The 20,860-nt window shown below is 71.0% G+C and carries 24 protein-coding genes; 14 read left to right on the top strand and 10 right to left on the bottom strand.

Annotation, left to right across the window (positions count from 1 at the left end; genetic code table 11):
* Positions 1 to 27 precede the first annotated feature (27 nt).
* The 3 genes from pstS to EWH70_RS05420 all read right to left on the bottom strand — a co-directional run bounded on the left by pstS (position 28) and on the right by EWH70_RS05420 (position 3,008).
* Positions 28 to 1,158, bottom strand: a complete 1,131-nt coding sequence (gene pstS, locus EWH70_RS05430) for a phosphate ABC transporter substrate-binding protein PstS (RefSeq protein ID WP_130474107.1) — start codon at positions 1,156 to 1,158, stop codon at positions 28 to 30.
* Positions 1,159 to 1,410: 252 nt separating this feature from the next.
* Positions 1,411 to 2,280 (bottom strand): mycothiol synthase, encoded by an 870-nt coding sequence (gene mshD, locus EWH70_RS05425; RefSeq protein WP_130474106.1) that lies wholly within the window; start codon positions 2,278 to 2,280, stop codon positions 1,411 to 1,413.
* Positions 2,280 to 3,008, bottom strand: coding sequence for a winged helix-turn-helix transcriptional regulator (locus EWH70_RS05420; RefSeq protein WP_165436154.1), 729 nt, complete (start codon positions 3,006 to 3,008; stop codon positions 2,280 to 2,282). The genes mshD and EWH70_RS05420 overlap by 1 nt, the downstream gene beginning before the upstream one ends.
* 156 nt (positions 3,009 to 3,164) lie before the next feature.
* Between EWH70_RS05420 and EWH70_RS05415 the strand changes: the two genes are divergently transcribed.
* From EWH70_RS05415 to EWH70_RS05375, 9 genes are all read left to right on the top strand, one after another.
* The gene (locus tag EWH70_RS05415) at positions 3,165 to 4,055 is read left to right on the top strand and encodes an LmeA family phospholipid-binding protein (RefSeq protein WP_165436153.1); all 891 of its coding nucleotides are present in this window, start codon (positions 3,165 to 3,167) and stop codon (positions 4,053 to 4,055) included.
* Between the two features lie 6 nt (positions 4,056 to 4,061).
* Positions 4,062 to 4,490, top strand: coding sequence for a TlpA family protein disulfide reductase (locus tag EWH70_RS05410; protein WP_130474104.1), 429 nt, complete (start codon positions 4,062 to 4,064; stop codon positions 4,488 to 4,490).
* A gap of 226 nt (positions 4,491 to 4,716) precedes the next feature.
* A complete protein-coding gene (locus EWH70_RS05405; RefSeq protein ID WP_130474103.1) occupies positions 4,717 to 5,157 on the top strand; it encodes a DUF4395 domain-containing protein in 441 nt (146 codons plus the stop codon).
* Between the two features lie 36 nt (positions 5,158 to 5,193).
* Entirely contained in the window at positions 5,194 to 6,030 is an 837-nt protein-coding gene (locus tag EWH70_RS05400; RefSeq protein WP_130474102.1) for a sulfurtransferase, read from the top strand.
* Positions 6,030 to 6,347: a DUF1416 domain-containing protein gene (locus EWH70_RS05395; protein ID WP_165436152.1), complete on the top strand. Its 318-nt coding sequence runs from the start codon at positions 6,030 to 6,032 to the stop codon at positions 6,345 to 6,347. The genes EWH70_RS05400 and EWH70_RS05395 overlap by 1 nt, the downstream gene beginning before the upstream one ends.
* 259 nt (positions 6,348 to 6,606) lie before the next feature.
* The gene (locus EWH70_RS05390) at positions 6,607 to 7,224 is read left to right on the top strand and encodes a heme-binding beta-barrel domain-containing protein (RefSeq protein WP_130474100.1); all 618 of its coding nucleotides are present in this window, start codon (positions 6,607 to 6,609) and stop codon (positions 7,222 to 7,224) included.
* Between the two features lie 2 nt (positions 7,225 to 7,226).
* Complete coding sequence (locus EWH70_RS05385) at positions 7,227 to 7,838, top strand: 5-oxoprolinase subunit B family protein (protein ID WP_130474099.1); 612 nt, start codon at positions 7,227 to 7,229, stop codon at positions 7,836 to 7,838.
* Entirely contained in the window at positions 7,835 to 8,689 is an 855-nt protein-coding gene (locus EWH70_RS05380) for a 5-oxoprolinase subunit C family protein (protein WP_130474098.1), read from the top strand. The genes EWH70_RS05385 and EWH70_RS05380 overlap by 4 nt, the downstream gene beginning before the upstream one ends.
* Positions 8,690 to 8,691: 2 nt before the next feature.
* Entirely contained in the window at positions 8,692 to 9,099 is a 408-nt protein-coding gene (locus EWH70_RS05375; RefSeq protein WP_130474097.1) for a hypothetical protein, read from the top strand.
* Here the strand turns inward: EWH70_RS05375 and EWH70_RS05370 are convergent.
* The gene (locus EWH70_RS05370) at positions 9,081 to 9,935 is read right to left on the bottom strand and encodes an aminodeoxychorismate lyase (protein ID WP_130474096.1); all 855 of its coding nucleotides are present in this window, start codon (positions 9,933 to 9,935) and stop codon (positions 9,081 to 9,083) included. The two genes, EWH70_RS05375 and EWH70_RS05370, sit on opposite strands and share 19 nt — an antisense overlap.
* A gap of 30 nt (positions 9,936 to 9,965) precedes the next feature.
* Here EWH70_RS05370 and ygfZ point away from each other — a divergent pair, with 30 nt between their 5' ends.
* Genes ygfZ through EWH70_RS05355 form a run of 3 tightly spaced genes read left to right on the top strand, consistent with a single transcriptional unit; the run spans position 9,966 to position 12,701 of the window.
* A complete protein-coding gene (gene ygfZ, locus EWH70_RS05365; RefSeq protein ID WP_130474095.1) occupies positions 9,966 to 11,093 on the top strand; it encodes a CAF17-like 4Fe-4S cluster assembly/insertion protein YgfZ in 1,128 nt (375 codons plus the stop codon).
* A gap of 58 nt (positions 11,094 to 11,151) precedes the next feature.
* Entirely contained in the window at positions 11,152 to 11,727 is a 576-nt protein-coding gene (locus EWH70_RS05360; RefSeq protein ID WP_130474094.1) for an RsiG family protein, read from the top strand.
* Complete coding sequence (locus EWH70_RS05355; RefSeq protein WP_130474093.1) at positions 11,724 to 12,701, top strand: asparaginase; 978 nt, start codon at positions 11,724 to 11,726, stop codon at positions 12,699 to 12,701. The genes EWH70_RS05360 and EWH70_RS05355 overlap by 4 nt, the downstream gene beginning before the upstream one ends.
* Positions 12,702 to 13,021: 320 nt before the next feature.
* Here EWH70_RS05355 and EWH70_RS05350 read toward each other — a convergent pair whose 3' ends face one another.
* Positions 13,022 to 13,915: a DUF8083 family protein gene (locus tag EWH70_RS05350; RefSeq protein WP_130474092.1), complete on the bottom strand. Its 894-nt coding sequence runs from the start codon at positions 13,913 to 13,915 to the stop codon at positions 13,022 to 13,024.
* Positions 13,916 to 14,112: 197 nt separating this feature from the next.
* On the opposite strand from EWH70_RS05350, the gene EWH70_RS05345 reads away from it, so the two are divergent.
* Positions 14,113 to 14,298: a DUF3073 domain-containing protein gene (locus tag EWH70_RS05345; RefSeq protein WP_130474091.1), complete on the top strand. Its 186-nt coding sequence runs from the start codon at positions 14,113 to 14,115 to the stop codon at positions 14,296 to 14,298.
* A 93-nt stretch (positions 14,299 to 14,391) separates the two neighbouring features.
* The gene (locus EWH70_RS05340) at positions 14,392 to 15,252 is read left to right on the top strand and encodes a 3-hydroxybutyryl-CoA dehydrogenase (protein ID WP_130474090.1); all 861 of its coding nucleotides are present in this window, start codon (positions 14,392 to 14,394) and stop codon (positions 15,250 to 15,252) included.
* On the opposite strand, the gene EWH70_RS05335 is transcribed toward EWH70_RS05340, so the two are convergent.
* Genes EWH70_RS05335 through EWH70_RS05315 form a run of 5 tightly spaced genes read right to left on the bottom strand, consistent with a single transcriptional unit; the run spans position 15,246 to position 20,840 of the window.
* Positions 15,246 to 16,073 (bottom strand): ECF transporter S component, encoded by an 828-nt coding sequence (locus EWH70_RS05335; RefSeq protein WP_130474089.1) that lies wholly within the window; start codon positions 16,071 to 16,073, stop codon positions 15,246 to 15,248. The two genes, EWH70_RS05340 and EWH70_RS05335, sit on opposite strands and share 7 nt — an antisense overlap.
* Complete coding sequence (locus tag EWH70_RS05330; RefSeq protein WP_130474088.1) at positions 16,066 to 17,664, bottom strand: ABC transporter ATP-binding protein; 1,599 nt, start codon at positions 17,662 to 17,664, stop codon at positions 16,066 to 16,068. Before EWH70_RS05330 ends, EWH70_RS05335 begins: the two co-directional genes overlap by 8 nt.
* A complete protein-coding gene (locus EWH70_RS05325) occupies positions 17,661 to 18,740 on the bottom strand; it encodes an energy-coupling factor transporter transmembrane component T family protein (RefSeq protein ID WP_130474087.1) in 1,080 nt (359 codons plus the stop codon). Before EWH70_RS05325 ends, EWH70_RS05330 begins: the two co-directional genes overlap by 4 nt.
* Positions 18,730 to 19,584 carry a hypothetical protein gene (locus EWH70_RS05320; protein WP_130474086.1) on the bottom strand — a complete coding sequence of 285 codons (855 nt, stop codon included), beginning with the start codon at positions 19,582 to 19,584 and terminating at the stop codon, positions 18,730 to 18,732. Before EWH70_RS05320 ends, EWH70_RS05325 begins: the two co-directional genes overlap by 11 nt.
* Positions 19,581 to 20,840: a prenyltransferase/squalene oxidase repeat-containing protein gene (locus tag EWH70_RS05315; protein WP_130474085.1), complete on the bottom strand. Its 1,260-nt coding sequence runs from the start codon at positions 20,838 to 20,840 to the stop codon at positions 19,581 to 19,583. Before EWH70_RS05315 ends, EWH70_RS05320 begins: the two co-directional genes overlap by 4 nt.
* Positions 20,841 to 20,860 lie beyond the last annotated feature (20 nt).

Here is a 20,860-nt window from a genome sequence, read left to right as displayed (position 1 = left end):
TACCCTCGTGTTGTCCGGCTCGCAAGGTCAGGCGATGGCGTTGACCGCGGCCAGAACCTTCGTCTGCAGGCCCTGCGAGATCGGCACGTAGCCCTTCTCCGACAGCGGGGCCTGACCGTCGGTCGCGGCCACGCTCAGGAACGCCTTGACCGCCTTGGCGACGGCCGGGTCGGAGTACTTCGAGCAGACGATCTCGTAGGTCACCAGCAGCAGCGGGTAGGCACCCGGGGTGTTGCTGGCGTAGATGGCGTCCAGGTCGAGGGCGAGGTCGTTGGTGCCCTCCTTCTTGAACTTCGCCGAGTCCAGCGTCGTGGCGACGTTCTGCGCGGTCAGCTCGACCGGGCCGGAACCGCTGTCCAGCAGCGCGGGCTTCACGCCGTCCTTGGCGAAGGCCGACTCGACGTAGGTGATGGAACCGTCGGTGGCCTTGGCCGACTCGACGACACCGTTGGACTTCTCGGCGCCGACGCCGACACCGCCCTTGAACTGCTTGCCGTCACCCTTGGTCCACGCGCCCTTGGACGCGGCGGTCAGGTACTTCTGGAAGTTGTCCGTGGTGCCGGACTCGTCGGAGCGGAAGACCACCTGGATCGGCTTGTCCGGCAGGTTGACGGCCTCGTTGCCCTTGACGGCCTTGATGGCCGGGTCGTTCCACTTGGTGATGGCGCCGCTGAAGATCTTGGCGGTCACCTCAGGGTTGAGGGCCAGCTTGTCGACGCCGGCCACGTTGTAGGCGATGGCGACCGGGCCGACCACCAGCGGCAGGTTCCAGGCCTCGGAGCCGGCGCAGCGCTTCTTGGCGTCCTCGGTCTCCGCGCCGTCCTTCAGCGGCGAGTCCGAGCCGCCGAAGTCCACCTGGCCGGCGGTGAACTGCTTGACACCGGCACCGGAACCGCTGGGGTTGTAGTTGATCTGCTGCCCGGAACACTTCCTGCCGTACTCACGGGCGAAGATGTCGATGGCGCCCTTCTGCGCCGAGGACCCTTCGGCGGACAGCGGGCTCTTGCCGCCGCACTCCACGTTGGTCGTGCCGGAAGGCGCCGGGGCAGCGGGCTGCTGGGCGTTGTTCTGTGCCGCGGGGTCGGTACCGCAGGCACTGAGGACAAGTGCGGCGCCCGCCACGACACCGGCGACGGCACGCGACCGCTTGATCTTCACAGCATTTCCTCCGCAGAAGAGAGTTCGGGATCAGCCGGGCGACCCGGTACGGCCGCCGCTGTCGAGACCGGACAGTAGGCAGCCACGGTGGACGGCCGACCCTCTGCGGATGAACAGAAGGTGAACAAGTCACCCATTGTGAGCAGGGCAACGCGTCCGAAAGGCCGCTGTGTCCTGCCCGTGACCTGGGGATTTTCTTACCGTGACCGCTCGCTCGCCGTTGGTTAACAGCACGCGCACGCAGGGGCCGGGTCAGCGGCCGTACTGGACGTCCACCTCGTGCCGACCGAAGCCGAGCTTCGAGTACACCGCCACCGCGGGGGCGTTGTCGCCCTCGACGTACAGGATCACCTTGCCCAGCCCCAGGCCACGCAGGTACCGCACACCGGCGAGGGTGAGTGCCTTGCCGAGCCCGCCACCCTGCGCATCGGGGTCGACGCCGACCACGTACACCTCGCCGACCCGCTCGCCGCCGAACCGGCGCGGGTTCGGCGGGTGGACCTTCGTCCAGTGAAAGCCGACGACCCGCCCGCGGTCCTCGGCGAGGAAGAAACCGCTGGCGTCGAACCAGTCCTCGGTCTCGGTCGCACGCAGCTGCTCGACGGTCAGGCTGCCCTGCTCGGGGTGCCAGTCGAACGCCCGCGCGTTGACGTCCACGACGGCCTGCTCGTCCCGGCCCGGCTCGAACGTACGCAGGGCGATACCGGCGGCAGGAGCGGGTTCGGGCCAGTCGGCTGTGGTGGCGTCGGCCAGCATGACCAGCAGCTCGCGCACCCGCTTCAGGCCTGCCCGTTCGGCGATCGCCGCCGCGGCCGGGTGGTCACCGTGTGCCCACAGGCGCACCGAACGGTCCGCTCGGGTAAGAAGTTCGCCGGTCAGCGCGGTGCCGATGCCCTGCCCTCGGCGGTCGGGCCGGACCACCAGCTCGGCGACCTGGCGGCCGAACGAGTCGCCGGCGGTGTCCAGGTTGGCGTAACCGACCAGCTCACCGCCGTCTTCGGCGTAGAGGTGCCGGTCACCGGAGAACCCGGTCTCCTCGGGACGGCCGTCCACCTCCCGCACGCCGGCCAGGAGGGCGCCAACACGCTCGGCTTCGGCCTCGTCGGCCCAGCGCAGCTCCATCAACGACGCAGATCCACCGAGTCCCGCAGGACAGGCTGCGACGGGGAGTTCTTCACCGGCCGCTCGAACTTGTAGCCGACGTTACGCACGGTGCCGATCATCTGCTCGTGCTCGGGACCGAGCTTCGCGCGCAGCCGCCGGACGTGCACGTCGACCGTGCGGGTGCCGCCGAAGAAGTCGTAACCCCAGACCTCCTGCAGCAGCTGGGCCCTGGTGAACACCCGGCCGGCGTGCTGGGCGAGGTACTTGAGCAGCTCGAACTCCTTGTACGTCAGTTCGAGCGTGCGCTTGCGCAGCCGGGCGGTGTAGGTCGCCTCGTCGATGACCAGGTCGCCGACCCGCAGCTCGGCGTCCACCTGGGAGGCGGCGCCGTCCCGGGTCGTCGCCAGCCGCAGCCGGGCGTCGACCTCGGCGGGCCCGGCGGTGGGCAGCAGGATGTCGTCGGTCCGCCACTCGGCGCTGACGGCCACCAGGCCACCCTCGCCGACGACGGCGATGACCGGAGTCACACCGTCGTCCTCACCGGCGCCCTTCAGCAGGCGGCACAGGCTCTTCGCCGAGGCCAGGTCGGTGCGCGCGTCGAGCAGGATGACGTCGCGGTGGCCCGCGTCGAGCAGCGCGGTGACCTCCGGGGGCCGCACGCGTACGGTGTGTGGAAGCAGATCGAGCGCGGGCAGTACGGTGGCCGCACTGGGCTCGGGGGTGAGTACGAGAAGGTCGAGGCTCATCGGCCGCACCGCCCTGTCCTGTGGTCGCCGCGAAGTGACTTCGGTCGGTGCTGAGTGAGAATAGCGGGTGAACACCGGAAACACCCCAGCTCTGCTACCGGGGTCACACCCGAGCCCCCGTTCAGCCGACCCCGACCGACAGATCGGACGCACACTGTGAACAGCCCGGTTCGCCAGGACGAGTACCACTACGGGTACGAGGACACCGGCCGCGGCGGGCGCCGCGCCCGCAAGTGGATCATCACCCTGGTGATCCTGATCGGGGTGCTGGTCGGGATCGACTTCGGCGCGGCCGCGTTCGCCGAGAGCACGGTGTCGCAGAAGGCGCGGGAACAGCTGAAGCTGGCCGAGGACCCGGCCGTCACCGTGCACGGCTTCCCGTTCCTCACCCAGGCCATCGGCGGCGAGTACGACCACATCAGCATGCAGGCGGCAGGCGTGGCCGTCGGCACGCTCAAGGACGTCGAGCTGAGCGCCGAGCTGCGCCAGGTGAACGCCCCGCTCTCGGACCTGATCGGCGGCAACGTCAAGTCGGTCACCATCGGCAAGCTGGAGGGCAAGGCCACCATCAAGGCCAGCGACATCGCCAAGGTCCCGCCGCTGAACAAGTTCAAGGACCTGAAGATCGAGCCGGCCAGCGAGGACTACGTCAAGAACGGCAAGGGCAGCGACGAGCCAGCCGACACCAAGCCCCGCGACGACGACGCGACGACCGGCAGCTCGGCCGGCATCCGCATGTCCGTCAAGGCCGACGTGGCAGGCAGCCAGACCGAGGTGATCTGCTACGCCATCATCAAGGTGAGCGGCACGTCGATCCAGATCGCGCCGGAGCGCATGGAACTCGGGAATGACGAGGGCACCGTTTCCGTTCCCTCTGCTGTACGCAACGCGCTGCTGCCGAACTTCAAGGCCACCATCGACACCGGTGACCTTCCGTTCAAGGTCACGCCGACGTCGGTGCAGGTCAAGACCGGTGCCGTGACCGTGGGCGGGACCGCGGACAACGTCAAGTTCGGCGACATGGCGGGATCGTCCGGAGGAGCGTAGGGACAGATGGTCGGACTGTGGGTGGTGCTCGGCACGCTCGTGCTGGGCCTGGCCGCCGGTGCCGCGCTGCGCTGGCGCAACGGCCGGATCCGCACTGCCAGGCCGTCCGCCACCCTTCCCGAGCCGATCGCCCGGCAGCTGGACCCGGACACCCCGGTGACGCTGGTCCAGCTGTCGACGACGTTCTGCGCCCCCTGCAGGCACACCCGCGCGCTGCTGTCCCACCTGGCTGACCGCACCGACGGCCTGCGGCACGTCGACCTCGACGTCACCAACCAGCCGGAGGTCGCCCAGCAGCTCGGCGTGCTGCGCACGCCGACCACGCTGGCGCTCGCCTCCGACGGCACCGAGCTGCTCCGCGTCGGCGGCGTACCCCGCGCGGAGGAGCTGCTGGACGCGTTGCGCCCGCATTTTGAGAAGCGTCCCACTGGGTGAGCACGGTTCCCACTCTGAGGGAGGATCGGTACTGTGACGCCCATGGAGAGGCTGCCGGTCACCTTGCTGACGCAACGCCGCACAGTTGACCTGTGCCGCGTGCGCAGCATGCTGTGTCGCCCTTCAATCGCTCGCTGAACAGCGGACACCAAATCCCCGTTTCTCCTGGTGTATTCGCGCGCCGTCAGTACCCGAGCAGATGCCGACCCCATCCCTTGGAGGTGACATGTCGGCAGGACCTCCCGTCGACCCCCGCGGACCCCGGTTCGCCGCCATCCTGACCACGGTCGTGCTGGCCGTCGTCCTGATCACCGGCTTCTGGCCGTTGCTGGCGGCGCAGACCGTGGTGTTCGCCATCGGGGCGTTCGTCGGTCTCAAGCCCGCGCCGTACTCGGTGCTCTACCGCCTGCTCGTGGCGCCGCGCCTGAAGCCGACGAGCGAGCGCGAGGACGCCGCGCCGCTGCGTTTCGCTCAGGCCGTCGGGTTCGTGTTCGCACTGGTCGGCACGATCGGCTACGCCACCGAGCTGACCGTGCTCGGTGTCGTCGCCACGGCGTTCGCCCTGTTCGCCGCGTTCCTCAACGCCGCGTTCAACTTCTGCCTCGGCTGCGAGGTGTACCTGCTGCTGCGCAGGTTCGCCCCCAGCCAGAGCAACCCAGCCCAGTAAGCAAAGCCCGTAACCAGAGAAAGTGAGTGCCGCTCCATGAGCCGTGAAGACGCACTGGTCACCGTCCAGTGGGCAGAAGAGAACCTCGACACGCCAGGTGTGGTCTTCGCCGAGGTGGACGAGGACACCACCGCGTACGACGGCGGCCACATCCGGGGCGCGGTCAAGCTCGACTGGCGCAAGGACCTGCAGGACCCGGTCCGCCGCGACTTCGTCGACAAGGAAGGCTTCGAGAAGCTGCTGTCGGAGAAGGGAATCTCCAACGAGGACCGGGTGATCCTCTACGGCGGCAACAACAACTGGTTCGCCGCCTACGCCTACTGGTACTTCAAGCTGTACGGCCACCAGAACGTGCAGCTGCTCGACGGCGGCCGCAAGAAGTGGGAGCTGGACGGCCGCGAGCTGTCCAGTGACGAGGTCAAGCGTGAGCCGACCGAGTACAAGGCCGCTGAGCCCGACGTGTCGATTCGCGCGTTCCGTGACGAGGTCGTTCAGTCGATCGGGCAGAAGAACTACATCGACGTGCGTTCTCCCGACGAGTACTCGGGCAAGCTGCTGGCACCCGCCCACCTGCCGCAGGAGGTCGCCCAGGTTCCCGGCCACATTCCCGGTGCGCTGAACGTGCCGTGGGCCAAGGTCGCCAACGAGGACGGGACGTTCAAGTCCGAGCAGGAGATCAAGGAGTTGTACGCCGAGGCCGGGCTGGACGAGTCCAAGCCGACCATCGCGTACTGCCGGATCGGTGAGCGGTCCTCGATCGCCTGGTTCGCGCTGCACGAGCTGCTCGGGCTGCCGGACGTGAAGAACTACGACGGTTCGTGGACGGAATACGGCTCGCTGGTCGGCGTGCCGGTCGAGACGGGAGCGAAGTGATGGCGACCAAGACTGATGACGGCTGCGGCGCCCCGGCCCAGGAGGCGACGCCTGCGGACTTCGACACGAACGGGCAGGTCGTGCTCGCCGGGACGGTGACCGGCGCGTCCGGCCCGGTCGGTGGCGCGTTCGTCCGGCTGCTGGACGGCAGCGGCGACTTCACCGGCGAGGTGGTCTCCTCCCCGGAGGGCGACTTCCGCTTCTACGCCGCCCCCGGCGAATGGACCGTTCGCGCGCTGCACCGCAGCGGCAACGGCGAGGCCTCGGTGACCGCCGAGGGCCCCGGCCTGCACCGCCTGGCCGTCTCCGTCGGCTGACGACCTGAGTCGGCAACGGCTCGAAGCACGTGAAGGCCACCTTCATTACGTGAGACGTAATGAAGGTGGCCTTCACGTGCTTTGGGGCTCGGGTGACCACGCTCACCGCCGCCACCCTGCGCCCGGCCCGGTGAGCGCACCGGCGCTATCCTGCCGACGTGCATATTTTCTTCACGACCCTGATGGTGCTGGTCGCCGTCGCCACCGTGTGGTTCGCCGGGTACGTCGTCTACCGCCTGTACTCGGACAAGCGCTGACCATGGCGTCGAGCGGGGACGAGGCGATCGAGGCCGCGGCCGAGCGCGCGGAGAGCACACGCGGGCGCAACCTGCCGTCGTTCGGCGATCTGCCCATCCCGGACGACACCGCCAACCTGCGCGAGGGCCCCAACCTCAACGACGCCTGCCTGGCGTTGCTGCCGCTGGTCGGCGTGTGGCGTGGGGAGGGCGAGATCAGCTACCCCACGATCGACGGGCCGCGCCGGTTCGCCCAGCAGCTCACGATCGCGCACGATGGCCGCCCGTTCCTGTACCACGAGGCCCGCTCGTGGCTGCTCGACGACGACGGCAACGTCATCCGCCCGGCCGCCCGCGAGGTCGGCTGGTGGCGGCCGCAGGCCGACGACACCATCGAGCTGCTGCTGACCCACTCCAGCGGCATCCTGGAGCTGTTCTACGGCAAGCCCCGCAACGCCACGTCGTGGGAGCTGGGCACCGACGCCGTCATCCGCACCGCGACGGCCAAGGACGTCAACGGCGCGCAGCGGCTCTACGGCCTGGTCAACAACGGCGACCTCGGCTACGTCGAGGAACGCGCCATGATGGGGCAGCCGATGCAGCCCCACGTCTCCGCTTACCTGCGACGCGTCGCCGGTTAGCCGTGCGCTGGCTGCGCTACGGCGAACACGGCGCGCTCGTCGAGTGCGGTTCGCTGGCCGAAGCCGGTGCCCTGCGCGCGGTTCTGGCCGACGCACACCATCCCGACGTCGTGGAGCTGGTTCCCGGCGCCCGCACCGTCCTGCTCGCCGTCCGGCCCGGCTCGGCGGCACTCGGCGAGCTGCGTGAGCTGGCCGAGTCGGCCGACCTGGACCACCCGCCGGCGGGCGAGCCGAGCGAGATCGAGATCGACGTCCACTACGACGGCGAGGACCTCGAACTGGTCGCCCGCACGGCCGGCATCGGCGTCGACGAGGTCGTCGAACTGCACACCGGCGCCGAGTACACCGTGGCCTTCACCGGTTTCGCGCCGGGCTTCGGCTACCTCACCGGGCTGCCGGAACCGCTTCGGCAGTCCAGATTGGACAGTCCGAGGACACGGGTGCCGGCCGGGTCGGTCGCCGTCGCGGGCGAGTTCGCGGGAATCTACCCGCGGTCCTCGCCCGGTGGCTGGCGACTGCTCGGGCACACCGACACCGTGTTGTTCGACCCGAAGGCCGACCGTCCCGCCTTGCTCACCCCGGGCGACCGCGTGCGGTTCAGGAAAGCGTCATGAGGACGCTGGAGGTCGTCACGACCGGGCCGTCCGCACTCGTCCAGGACCTCGGCCGGCCCGGTCACGCGCACCTCGGCGTTCCACCGTCGGGTGCGCTGGACCAGGCCGCCCTGCGGCTGGCCAACCGGCTCGCAGGCAACCCCGAGCACGCCGCCGGTATCGAGGCGACGTTCGGCGGCCTGGTCGTGCGAGCGGCCACCTCGTGCACGGCGGCGGTCACCGGCGCGCCGGTCGCGGTGACCGTCGACGGCCGCGGCCGCGGCTCACACGTCCCCATCCACCTGCGGCCGGGCCAGGAACTGGCCATCGGAACGCCGTCCCGTGGCCTGCGCTGCTACCTCGCCGTGTCCGGCGGCATCATTGTCGAACCGGAGCTGGGCAGCCGCTCCCGCGACGTCCTCTCCGAGATCGGCCCGCCTCCGCTGCGCGACGGCGACGTCCTCCCGCTCGGCCAGGCCACCGGCATCCCGGCAGGCGCGGACACCCTGGCGCCGCCCGCTCCACCGGACGAGCTGACCGTGCCGGTGACCCTGGGCCCCCGGGACGACTGGTTCGACGTCACCGGGCTGAGCGCGGCGTGGACGGTGACCGCCGAGTCCAACCGGATCGGCCTGCGGCTCGACGGCACCCCGCTGGACCGCGTCGCCGAGCGGGCGGGGACGGAACTGCCGAGCGAGGGCATCCTGACCGGCGCGATCCAGGTACCGCCCAACGGCCTGCCGGTGGTGTTCCTCGCCGACCATCCGACCACCGGCGGCTACCCGGTCGTCGCCGTGGTGCGACCTGGGTCACTCTCGGCACTCGCACAGGCGCGCCCCGGAACCACCCTGCGCTTCCGGTCGTCAGGCTAGGCATGGAGAAGGTCACCGTCACCGGAGGCACGGGAACTCTCGGAACGAACCCGATCGACGGCCGCCCCGAGCTGTCGCAGGGGCTACGTATCGCGCTGGCGACGGGCCAGCTACGCCGTCCGCTACGCGAGACGCTGCGCCCGGTTCTCGACCTGCTCTCCGACGGCGACTACACGATCTCCGAGCCACAGCGGCTCGCCGAGTTCCTCGACCTGGTGCCGACCGAGCCGTGGCCGCCCGCCGACGAGGCCAGGGTCGCGTACTACCGCGCGGCCATCCGCACCGGGCACAAGCCGGTGGCGGTGATCCTGGAGACGACCATCGTCGACGGTCACCACAAGATCGCCGCCTACCGCGCGGAGAACACCGAACCGTGGGTGGTCCGGATCAGTCAGTACTCGGCCTCGTAGGCCGCCGTCAGCTCGGCGTGCAGTGCGGTCGAGTCCGGCAGCGCCTCGCCGTCCAGGGTGTGCACCTTGGTCAGCTTGCGGACCGAGGACGACAGGAACAGCCCGTCGGCCTCGCGCAGGTCGGCTACGGTGAGCGGTTCCACCTTGGTGGTCCAGCCCGCCTTCTCCGCGGCACGGAACACGGCCGCCTGCGTGGTGCCGGGCAGGATCCCGATGTGCGGCGGCGTGGTGTACAGCGTCCGCCCCTTGGCGACGACGACGTTGGACGTCGGACCCTCCAGGACCGAACCGTCGGTGGCGGTGAACACCACGTCGGACGCGCCCCGGCGGGCAGCCTCCCGCAGGGCGGCCATGTTGATGCCGTAGGACAGCGACTTCGCGCCGAGCAGCAGCCACGGAGCGCGCTGGGCAAGGCCGGGGTCGATGCCGCGGTCCAGGGTGATCACCGAGACACCCTCCGTGCGGGCGCGGATGACCGGCGCCGCGATGTCCAGACCCAGTGCGAACCCGGTCGTGCGCTCGTCCGGATCGCCCTCCGGGCCACGGGTGTAGACCAGCTTGAGCGCCATTTCCGGCGAGCCGGTCCAGTTGTCGACGACGGTGGCCGTCGCCTGCTCCCAGGTGGCACGGTCGGGCTCGGGGAGGTCCATCATCCGGGCCGAGCGGGCCAGCCGGGCCAGGTGCGGCCCCAGCTCCCTCGGCTTGCGGTCGACGACCAGAACGGTCTCGAAGATGCCGTCGCCCCGCATGAGGCCGAGGTCGGTGACCTTGACGTGGGGCGTGTCGGGGTCGGCGAGCTCCACCCCGGTTTCGGTGATCAACGCGAGCACGGGCATGCGCTCACCGTACGCGCCTACCATTGGGTTATGACCTACCAGTCGCCACTGTTGGACCTTCCGCGTTCGATCGCTACCCCGGATGGACATCCGGACGCGGGCGTCGCCTGGCACTGGGGTGACCCGTTCGCCGAGGGGCGGGCCGCGACGCGGTCCGCCGTCGTGGTGGACCGGTCGCACCGCGAGGTGCTGGCCGTCTCCGGCGAGGAACGGCTGTCCTGGCTGCACCTGGTCATCTCCCAGCACGTCACCGAGCTGGCCGAGGGCACCGGCACCGAGGCGCTGGTGCTCGACTCGCACGGCCGCATCGACACGCACATGGTCGTCGCGCACACCGAGGGCACGGTCTACCTGGACACCGACCCCGAGCCGGTCGCCACCAGCGCGCTGCCGTCGGGCGGCAAGCAGACGCTGCGGGACTACCTCGAGGCCATGAAGTTCTGGTCCAAAGTGGACATCGTGGACCGCACGGCGGACATCGCCGTGCTGAGCCTGCTCGGCCCCGAGGTCGACGGTGTGCTGGCCAAGCTCGGCATCGAACTGGCCCGCGAACCGTACGCCGTCACCCCACTGCCGGGTGGTTTCGCGCGGCGGATGCCGTGGCCCGGGAAGTCCAGTGTGGACCTCGCGGTGCCGAGGGCCGACCTCACCGGCTGGTGGCAGCGCATCACCGACGCGGGTGCCCGGCCCGCCGGGACCTGGACGTTCGACGCGCTGCGCGTCGAGTCGCTGCGACCGCGGCTGGGTGTCGACACCGACGACCGCGCGATCCCGCACGAGGTGAACTGGGTCGGCTCGGCCGCGCACGTCGCCAAGGGCTGCTACCGGGGGCAGGAGACGGTGGCGAAGGTGCACAACGTGGGCCGTCCACCTCGGCAGATGGTGCTGCTGCACCTCGACGGTTCCCCGGAGATCACCCCCGAGACGGGTGACCCGGTGCTGCTTGGTGAGCGGACCGTCGGCCGGGTCGGCAGCGTCGTCCAGCACCACGAGCTGGGACCGATCGCGCTCGCGCTGGTGAAGCGGACCGTCCAGGGCGGCGCGGAAGTGCTGACCGGTGTGGAGGACCGCGTGGTGCAGGCGGTCGTCGACCCGGACTCGGTCCCCGAGGAGCGGGCCGCACCCGGCAGGGAGGCCGCCGCGCGACTGCGGGGCTGATCACATGCCCAGTCCGGCTAAGGTGGCGCGGGGGCAGTGCTGAAACACGGGTGGCGAAGTGATTGAAGTCCGACCAGGTGGACGCCGTCGGATCGACCGTGTCCTCGACGCCGGATACGTGCGCGGGCTGGACGAGCTGGCGTTGAACACCCTGCGTGAGCGGCGGAACGAGGCCGCGCAGGAGGAGACCGACCTGTCCTACCTGCGCAGGCTGCTGCACGCGCGGATCGACATCGTCCGGGCTGAGCAGGAGCGGCGGGCGGGCGGCGAGCAGAGCAGCGTCGTCGACCGGCTGGCAGCGATCCTCGCCGACAACGCGATCGGCCCGGCGGCCGGTTCCGGCAGGCACCAGCAGCTCGAGCCGTCCCGGGCGGGTGAGTACCGGCGGCAGGCCGAGGCGCTGGTCGGCGACGCCGACCTGACCGACGTGGTGGGCCTGCCCGACGACAAGCTGACCGCGGCGCTGGAGACCTACGCCGAGGCCGAGGCCGCGGTGTCGACGCGGCGGCGCGAGGTGCAGGGCGTCGTCGACGCCATCAACGCCGAGATCGCCTCGCGCTACGCCGAGGGCAGCGCGTCGGTCGACGAGCTGCTCGCCAACGAACGTTCACGCAACGAGGGGGACAACCGGTGAACCCAGCCCTGGTCGAGGTCGTCCGGTCCGGGTTCGTGGAGAGCGTGCACCACGGTGCCCTCGTGGTGCTGGCTCCCGACGGTTCGGTGCGGCTGGCGGTCGGCGATGTGGACCGGCCGGTCTACCCGCGCTCGTCGAACAAGCCACTGCAGGCGCTGGGGATGCTGCGGGCCGGGCTGGAGGTCGACGACGCCGACCTGGCGTTCGCCAGCGGATCGCACAACGGCGAGCCGGCGCAGGTCCAGCGGTGCCTGGACATGCTGGCCCGGCATGGCCTGGACGAGTCGGCGCTGGCCTGCCCCGCCGACTACCCGCTGCACGAGGCCAGCCGGATCGACGCCGTGCGCGCCGGCGGCAAGCGGCGGTCGATGATGAACTGCTCCGGCAAGCACGCGGCGATGATCAGCACCTGCGTGACCAGGGGCTGGCAGGTCGAGGGCTACCAGGACGAGAAGCACGAGCTGCAACGCGTCATCGCGGACACCATCAGCGACCTGGCCGGTGAGCCGATCGCGGCCACCGGGGTCGACGGCTGCGGTGCGGCGCTGATGGCGTTCTCGCTGACCGGGCTGGCCAGGGCGTTCTCCCGGCTGGTGACCGCGCCCGGCGGTGACGAGCGCCGGGTGGCCGACGCCATGCGGGCGCACCCGTGGCTGGTCGGCGGGTCCGGGCGGGAGGACACGATGCTGATGCTGTCCGTGCCCGGGTTGCTGGCCAAGGGCGGCGCCGAGGGCGTGCACGCCATCGCCCTGCCCGACGGCACGGCGGTGGCGCTGAAGGTGGACGACGGCGGGCAGCGGGCCCGCAATCCGCTGCTGGTGGCCGCCCTGCGGGCGCTGGGCGCGTTCCCGTCGAACCCGGCGGCCGCGTCCGTGCTCACCGGGATGGGTGACGGCTACGGCGACGTCTTCGGCGGTGGCCGCCCGGTGGGCGTGCTGCGCGTCCTGCCCTCGGTCTTCGCCCCGCTGAGCTGAGGCTCCCGCGTCAGGCACAAGCACGTGAAGGCCACCTTCACCACGTGAGACGTCAGGGCCCCGGCAAAGTCCGGGTGGGGTGGTGGTCTCGTTGGCGGTGCGGACGCGGGCACCGCCGTGGAAGGGGCGCATTCACGACCCGGAACGCCAGCCACTCCCTGCTCACCGGTCACATCAGCACCGAGCCCCACACCCGCCCCAGCTGCCACCACGAACGAGACCATCCCGCGTCAGGCACAAGCACGTGAAGGCCACCTTCACCACGTCTCACGTAATGAAGGTGGCCTTCACGTGCATTAGGGCGTTGCCGGGCACGGGCGTCAGTTGAACCGCTCGCGCGCGGCCAGCTCACCCCAGTACTCACGCAGGTCGGTGAACAGTTCGGCCAGCTCCTCGCCGTCACCGGCCCGCAGCGCGTCGAGGATGCGGTGCACCTCGTGCGCCGACGTGTCCGACTCCAGGATCGGGTCGGCGATCAGCTGCACCAGCCCGCCGTAGTCCAGCTCGACGGCCGAGTTCGGGTCGAACTGGTCCAGCCAGCGGTTGGTCTCGGCGAGGATGCGGCTGGGGCCGGACTCGCCGATGGTCCGCTCGACGAGCTCCCGTGCCTCGGTGGCCCGCCTGCGTGCGTCGGCCATCGACGCCCGCCAGGACAGCTCGCGCCGCGGGTCGTGCCTGCCGCTGCCCAGCTCCAGCCTGCGGGAGTCCGGGTCGATGAGCGCGAACCACGGCAACGGGACCGTCCAGGTCGTCGACAGGACGTGGACGGCCGGGCCGTCCATGCCGCCCAGGGCCGACGACGTCCGGGCCCGGACCGCCTCCGCCGAGGCCCCCGCGTCGGACAGCACGGACGTCCGCAACGCGGGGTGCGCCTCGGTCAGGAAGTTGACCAGCGCGGCCGCGGACCGGGCTCGCAGCTCCAGCGGGCACACCAGCGGCCCGGGGCCGACCTCGCCGGGGACGTCGGATGGGTCCAGCACCAGCACGTCGGTCCGCGTGCTCGGAGCGGCCCTGCCGTCGGCCAGCTCGGCAGGCAGCAGCCGGGCCGGAGCAGCCAGCTGTGATCTGAGCCACATGTGCTGCTCACGCTCGCCCACGCCGGCCCTGGTCAGCTTCCGCGCCTCGACGGCACGCTGGAGCTGGGGATCCGGCGGATCACCGAACGCGGACAGGGGTTCGTACACCCTCAGATAGGCCACGAACGGTCGGAGCACCCCCGAATCGTGGCACGTGACGCGCGAGACCTCACCATCGGCCGGGCGACTTCACCAACACTGTCGTATCCCGCACACCATGCCGCGTCGCATCAGACCCCATCGACACGGTACGGTAGTGCCAGGAAACAGTTGTCGAGACGAGCGGGGCCGCCGATTCCCCCGGCCGCCCCGCCCCTGTGCGAGGGGGTCGAGCCATGGGGCGCGGCCGAGCGAAGGCTAAGCAGACGAAGGTGGCGCGGGAGCTCAAGTACAGCTCCCACGAGACCGACTTCGATGCTTTGCAGCGCGAGCTGTCGGGTAATTCCTCTGACAAGCACGAGGACGGTAAGTCGTACGACGACGACCCGTACGACGACAGGTACGACGAGTACCGCCGCTGACACACGTCGTGACACGAGGGTGGGCGACCGGGAGCGATCCCGTCACCCACCCTCGTGTCGCGCGTGCTGCGCGGCGGTCGTGAAGGAGGATCGGTGACGCAGCAGGTGCAGCGGGTCGGCGTGGTCGGCGCGGGTCTGATGGGCTCCGGCATCGCCGAGGTCCACGCCAGGGCCGGGCTGGACGTCGTGGTGACCGAGGTCAACCAGCCGGCGCTGGACGCGGGCAAGGCCCGCATTCAGAAGTCCCTGGACCGCGGTACCCGCAGCGGCAAGCTGACCGCCGAGGACGCCGAGGCGGCCATGGGCCGGCTGACGTTCACCACCGACCTGGGCGCCTTCGCCGATCGTGACCTGGTCATCGAGGCCATCCTGGAGCAGGAGCAGGCCAAGGTCGACGTCTTCCGCGAGCTGGACAAGGTCGTCGAACGTGAGGACGCCATCTTCGCGTCGAACACGTCGTCCATCCCGATCATGAAGCTGGGCATGGCCACCGACCGGCCCCAGCAGGTCGTCGGGATCCACTTCTTCAACCCCGTCCCGGTGCTGCCGCTGGTCGAGCTGGTGCCGTCGCTGCTGACCGGTGAGGACACCATCCGGCGCGCCGACGAGCACGCCACCAACGCGCTGGGCAAGACGGTCGTCCGCTCGCAGGACCGCGCCGGGTTCATCGTCAACTCGCTGCTGGTGCCCTACCTGCTCTCGGCCATCCGGATGTTCGAGTCCGGCTTCGCCTCCGCGGAGGACATCGACCGCGGCATGGAGCTGGGCACCGCGCACCCGATGGGGCCGCTGAAGCTGTCCGACCTGATCGGGCTGGACACCGTCAAGGCCATCGCGGACTCGATGTACACCGAGTTCAAGGAGCCGCTGTACTCCTCGCCGCCGCTGCTGCTGCGCATGGTCGACGCCGGCCTGCTCGGCAAGAAGTCCGGCAGGGGCTTCTACAGCTACTGAAAGGTCACCGGGGCCGTGAAGGCGGCCTTCCGGGACGCCCTGCGCAGCACCGCCAGGATGGCCGGGCCGATCAGCACGATCGCCACGGCGTTGGTGACCGCGCGCCCGGTGTCCCAGCCGAACGTCGAGGTCAGCACCGAGAAGACCAGGAACCTGTGCAGGTTCTCCAGCACCGGTGCGCCGGGCACGAACGCCAGGCCGGCCAGGTTCGGGTCCATCGACGTCCCGGCGAGGAACGGCCAGAACCACATGTTCATCAGCAGCCCGAACACGTAGGCGCAGACCACGCCGTACGCCGCCAGCATGGCGATCTCGGCCCTGCCGCGCACCCGGCGCGGCAGCAGGCCCGCGCCGAGGCCGAGCATCGACGACGACAGCATCTGGAACGGCAGCCACGGTCCGACACCCGCGGTGAGCAGCGCGGACGCGAACAGCGACGTCGAGCCGAGCACGAAACCGAAGCCCGGTCCGAACACCCGCCCGGCGAGGATCAGCAGGAAGAAGACGGTCTCGATCCCGCCGGTGCCCGCGCCCAGCGGGCGCAGCCCGGCGTTGACCGCGGCGAGCACGCCGAGCATGGCCAGCGCCTTCGAGTCGATGCCGCCGCTGGAGATCTCGGCCAGCACGATGACGATCAGCACCGGCAGCGTCGCCAGGAAGATGAACGGCGCGTCCACCGAGTGGGCCTGCGGGTCCGGCGCGGGCGCGGCGAACAGCGGCCAGGTGAACATGGCCAGCCCGAGCACCACGGCGACCGCCAGCACCGCGGCCGTGCGGGGCGTGATGCGGACGACCGAGGGCCGCTCCAGGAAGTCAGTCATTCAGTGCCTCGGCAACCTGGTCGACGGTGAGCCACTCCTGCGGCGCCAGGACCTTCGCCACCTGCGGCGCGAACGCCGGTGAGGACACGACGACCTGCGCGGTCGGCCCGTCCGCGACCACTTCGCCCTCGGCCATGACGACCACGCGTCCGACGGTGCGGGCGACGAACTCGACGTCGTGCGTCGCCAGCACGACGGCGTGCCCCTCTGCGGCCAGCTCGGCCAGGATCGTCGTCAGGTGCCGTTTGGCGTGATAGTCCAGGCCCCGGGTGGGCTCGTCGAGCAGCAGCACCGGCGGTGCCGCGGTGAGCTGGACGGCCAGCACCAGCGCGAGCCGCTGTCCCTCGGACAGGTCGCGCGGGTGGCCGTCGTCCGCGATTCCCGGCGCCAGCCGGTCCAGCAGCTTGCGGCAGGTGCCGGGCTCGGCGCCGGACTCGACGTCGGCCTGCCCGCACTCGGCGGCGACCGTCTCCAGGTACAGCAGGTCACCGGGGGTCTGCGGGACCAGGCCGACCAGCGCGCGTGCCCGCTCCGGCAGTTTGCCCGGATCCTCGCCGCCGACGTCGACGCTGCCGCCGTCCCGGCGCCCGCTGCCCTGCAACGCCCACAGCAGCGACGACTTGCCCGACCCGTTGCGGCCCATCAACGCGACGACCTCGCCACGGCCCAGCGTGAGGTCCACGCCGCGAACCGCGACCAGCTCGCCGTACCGGACGACGACGCCCTTGCCCTCCAGAGCGGTCCGCCGTTCCCCCGCGGCCGGGGCGGCGGGCACGCGGTCGGCGAGCCGGTCCCGCAGCGGCGCCGCCAGCCTGCGGGCGTCGCGTACCGACAGCGGCAGCGGTGACCAGCCGGCCAGCCTGCCCAGCTCGACCAGCGGCGGTGCGACGTCGGCCGTGGCCAGCACCTCGGCGGGCGGCCCGGACCGGACGCTGCCGTCGCCGGGCAGGTACAGCAGCCGGTCGGCGTACTGCGCGACCCGTTCCATGCGGTGTTCGGCGACGACGACCGTGGTGCCCAGGTCGTGCACGAGCCGGGTGATGGCGGCCAGGACGTCCTCGGCGGCCGTCGGGTCGAGTGCCGACGTCGGCTCGTCCAGCACCAGCACCCGCGGATGCGCGGTGAGCACCGACCCGATCGCCACCCGCTGCTGCTGCCCGCCGGACAGGGTGCGCAACGGACGGCGTCGCAGCTCGGCGATGCCGAGCAGGTCGAGCGTCTCCTCGACCCGCTTGCGCATGACGTCCGGCGGCACGGCCAGCTGCTCCATGCCGTAGGCGAGTTCCTCCTCGACGGTGTCGGTGACGAACCCGGCCAGCGGATCCTGCCCGACGACGCCGACCAGCTCGGCGAACTCCCTCGGCGGCTGGTCCGCGGTCGACTGCCCGGCCACCCGGACGCTGCCCCGGAGGTGCCCGCCGGTGAAGTGCGGCACCAGGCCGTTGATGGCGCCGAGAAATGTCGACTTGCCGACACCGGTACGGCCTGCCACCAGGCACAGCTCACCCTCGTCCACCATCAGGTCCACAGTGGACAGAACCGGTCTGGTGGCACCGTAGTAGCTGATGGTGACCCGGTCGAACTCGATCACGCGACGGCCTCCGTAACCGGTAGCGGACGTGGCGCCAGCCACGCCGGGAGGAGCCCCACCAGCAGCGACGCGCCGTGTACCGGCGACAGCTCCGGCCAGCCCAGCGGGCTGAGCGACGGATAGAGGTTGCCCGGGTCGATGCCGCTGGTCAGCATCAGCAGGGCCGCCGCGCCGGCGCCCGAGCAGACCACCGCCGTCTCCGGCCAGCGCCACGGGTCGGGCCGGTACACACTGCGCCGCACGCGACGTCCGCCCAGCACGAACCCGATCCCGGCGACGGCCATTCCGGCCAGCAGCATCGGCACCCCCAGCACCGTCGACGTGCCGTCCAGCACGCCGTACACCCCGACACACACGCCGACCAGCCCGGCCAGCACACACACCCCGATCAGCACCCGCAGCCGTAGCGGCAGGTAGTTGCGCCTGCCGTAGCCGCGGGAGTCCATGGCGGCGGCCAGCAACAGCGAACGGTCCATGGCGTCGGACAGCACGGGGATGACGATGCCGCGCAGCGCACGCATGCCCTTTCTCCTCCCTGCCCGCAGCCGGCGGGCCTTTCGCACCCGCTGCACGCTCTCCACCAGCTGCGGCGCGACGGACAACGCGACGGTCACCGCGGTGCCGACCTCGTACAGCGCGCCGGGGACGGCCTTCAGCATCCGCTTCGGGTTGGCCAGTGCGTTAGCCGCGCCGATGCAGATCACCATGGTCGCCAGCCGCAGCCCGTCGTAGAACCCGCCGAGCAGTTCCTCCGCGCTCGTCGGGCCGAGCAGGGTGATGCCGGCCGCGATGTCGGGCAGCGGGATCTCCGGCAGCTCGAACAGGACGTGCCCGCCGTCGAGGCCGCCGACGAGGATCCGGAACAGCACCCGCATGACCACGATGAACACGCCGAGCCAGACGTACAGCCGGAACGCCAGCGCCCACGGCGCGTCGCCGCGACGGCTGGTCACGACGTAGGCCGCGACGGCGATGATCAGGCCCAGCAGGAACGGGTTGGTGGTGCGGCTGGCCGCGACGGCCAGGCCGAGCGCCCACACCCACCAGGCCGCCGGGTGCAGTGTCCTAGCCAGCACGCCTGCGACGCCACGCCGTGAACCCTGCCGCGCCGCCGATGACCAGCACCGCCGCCCCGCCGAGCACCGCACCCCACGGGAAGCCGGACTCGCCGACCGGCTGCGCGTCCTGCCCGCCGGTCCACGCGACACCGCCCGGGGCGACCCCGCCGACCAGCGGCTCGGCGGGCGGGGGCGGTGGCGGTGGCGTGCTGGTCGTCGACGACGCCGGTGGTGTGGTGGTCGTCGACGCCGGGGTGCTCGGCGCCGTGGTCTTCGGGGCCGCGGGTGGCGGCGCCGCCTTCGGAACCCCGTCGCGGCCGGGGATGGCGCCGTTCTGCTCGCCCGGCGAGGGCGCGGGTCCGACCGGCTGGCCCGGCCGTACCGGTGCCACCCGCGGCGTCGGGTTGGAGCCGGCAGCGCGGTTCCTGGAGAACGACCAGCCCTCGAAGCTGCCGGTCGGCGGCTTGCGGTTCATCACGCCGAGCGAGCTGTAGGTCCAGTTGCCGCCGTTGGGGGCGTGCCAGTAGGACCAGTAGGCGCTCGGCGGGGGCGTGTCGATGCACGCCTCGGTGTCCGGTCCCGGCTTGCCCTCGATGCGGCAGATGAACGCCAGGCCCCAGCGGTCGACACCGGCGACCTGGATACCGGAGTTCTGCAGCGCGGCCAGCCCGCTGCCCTGCGGGCCAGGTGCGCAGCGGATCAGCACGTCCCCGCCGAGGTCCTGGAAGTCGATCACCACGGTCACGCCGTTGGCGTCGGGGCAGTATCCGGGTGAGCCCTTGCTGTGGTCGACGGCCGACGCTGTCCCGGCCGTGCTCGCCAGCACCAGTGCGGTGGCGGCGAGCAGTCGGGCGGCTCTCATGACGTTTCCCTCCGGCGGGCCAGGTAGGTCAGGGCGATCCCGGCGCCGATCAGGCCGGTGCCGACGAGCACGGCCGGCAGGGTCGGGACGCCGGTGTTGGCGAGCGGGCCGTTCGGCGCGCTGCCCTGGCCGCCCGCGCCCGCGGCCGCCACCGGAGGCACGGTTGAGGTGACGGTCGTCGTGGTGGTGGGCGGCGTCGTTTCCGGCTCCCCGGACGGCGGGAGCGAGCCTTCCTTGCCCAGCGGAACCTTCGCCAGGGCGAGCACGGCCTGAGAACCGGCCCGGATGAACTGGTCCACGCCAATGGTCAGCTTTCCGTTCTCGGCACCGGCCTTGCCGTTCTCGATGCCTTCCTGGTTCCAGCCGATGGCGCCCAGCTCACCGCTCAGAGGCCCGGCATTGGCGGCGACCAGCTGGTTGCCGAGAACCCAGTCCGCGGCCCGGTCACCCTCGGCAGTCTTGCCCGCCAGTGTGAGGGCGAGACCGGCCAGCCCGGTCGAGTTGGTGTTCGGGACCTCGGGCGCCTTGCCCTTGAGCGAGCCGTCGGCCGCTTGCTGATCCAGCAGGTTCCGCACGCCCTTCTCGGCGGCTTCGGTCGCGCCTGCCTCTTGCAGCGCGAGCACCGCCATTGCGGTGGCGTCGTTGTCGATGGCCGTGTCGCTGATGCAGGACTCCTTACCCTCGTCGAAGCCGCCGAGCCGGAAGCCACCTGCCGGGCACTGCTGCTTGACCAGGTAGTCGACCACCGGCTTCGGTACTCCGCCGGTACGCGCCAGGCCGATGACGGCAAGTGCCTGGTCGAAGGTGTTCGCGTCGGTGGTCGGGCCGGGCTTGCCGTTCTTGTTCTTGCTCTGGACCTGACCGACATACGGACCGTCCTTCGCGACCAGGTCGAGGGTCGCCTGGCGCATGTCACGACCGGTGAACGTGGTGTGGTCGCGTCCGGCCGTCACCGCCGCGACGAGTGTCTTCGCGGTGGCGCCGGCGGTCCACGCCTGCAGATCCCCAGACTTGTAGGTGTAGTAGCCGGCGCCGTCGGCGTGGATGGCGTCAGCGATGGCGGCGGCAGCGGCGTCGTCGGCCCTCGTCGCCTTCAAGGCCATGAGGGCATCAATCGTGAGTCCCCAGTCCGGCCCGGCAAAGCCCGGGTAGCGGTCGTCGACGAGCTTGGTGACCAGCCATTTGCCGGCCGCGACGCCGGCGGCCTGGTGACGGTTGGGGGTGTCGGCAGCCGCGGGAACCGCGCCTACCAGCAACAACAGACCCGCGGCGGCCA

Source organism: Amycolatopsis suaedae (assembly GCF_004214935.1).
Classification (GTDB): Bacteria; Actinomycetota; Actinomycetes; order Mycobacteriales; family Pseudonocardiaceae; genus Amycolatopsis; species Amycolatopsis suaedae.
Note: the sequence above shows the minus strand (reverse complement) of the source record. Positions and strands in the feature narration are given on the sequence as shown.

Coding starts and splice junctions, on each gene's coding strand:
- mshD (WP_130474106.1), bottom strand. CDS start 2,280: ATGGAGCTGCGCTGGGCCGACGAGGCCGAAGCCGAGCGTGTTGGCGCC.
- EWH70_RS05420 (WP_165436154.1), bottom strand. CDS start 3,008: ATGAGCCTCGACCTTCTCGTACTCACCCCCGAGCCCAGTGCGGCCACC.
- EWH70_RS05410 (WP_130474104.1), top strand. CDS start 4,062: ATGGTCGGACTGTGGGTGGTGCTCGGCACGCTCGTGCTGGGCCTGGCC.
- EWH70_RS05405 (WP_130474103.1), top strand. CDS start 4,717: ATGTCGGCAGGACCTCCCGTCGACCCCCGCGGACCCCGGTTCGCCGCC.
- EWH70_RS05400 (WP_130474102.1), top strand. CDS start 5,194: ATGAGCCGTGAAGACGCACTGGTCACCGTCCAGTGGGCAGAAGAGAAC.
- EWH70_RS05395 (WP_165436152.1), top strand. CDS start 6,030: ATGGCGACCAAGACTGATGACGGCTGCGGCGCCCCGGCCCAGGAGGCG.
- EWH70_RS05390 (WP_130474100.1), top strand. CDS start 6,607: ATGGCGTCGAGCGGGGACGAGGCGATCGAGGCCGCGGCCGAGCGCGCG.
- EWH70_RS05380 (WP_130474098.1), top strand. CDS start 7,835: ATGAGGACGCTGGAGGTCGTCACGACCGGGCCGTCCGCACTCGTCCAG.
- EWH70_RS05375 (WP_130474097.1), top strand. CDS start 8,692: ATGGAGAAGGTCACCGTCACCGGAGGCACGGGAACTCTCGGAACGAAC.
- EWH70_RS05370 (WP_130474096.1), bottom strand. CDS start 9,935: ATGCCCGTGCTCGCGTTGATCACCGAAACCGGGGTGGAGCTCGCCGAC.
- ygfZ (WP_130474095.1), top strand. CDS start 9,966: ATGACCTACCAGTCGCCACTGTTGGACCTTCCGCGTTCGATCGCTACC.
- EWH70_RS05345 (WP_130474091.1), top strand. CDS start 14,113: ATGGGGCGCGGCCGAGCGAAGGCTAAGCAGACGAAGGTGGCGCGGGAG.
- EWH70_RS05335 (WP_130474089.1), bottom strand. CDS start 16,073: ATGACTGACTTCCTGGAGCGGCCCTCGGTCGTCCGCATCACGCCCCGC.
- EWH70_RS05320 (WP_130474086.1), bottom strand. CDS start 19,584: ATGAGAGCCGCCCGACTGCTCGCCGCCACCGCACTGGTGCTGGCGAGC.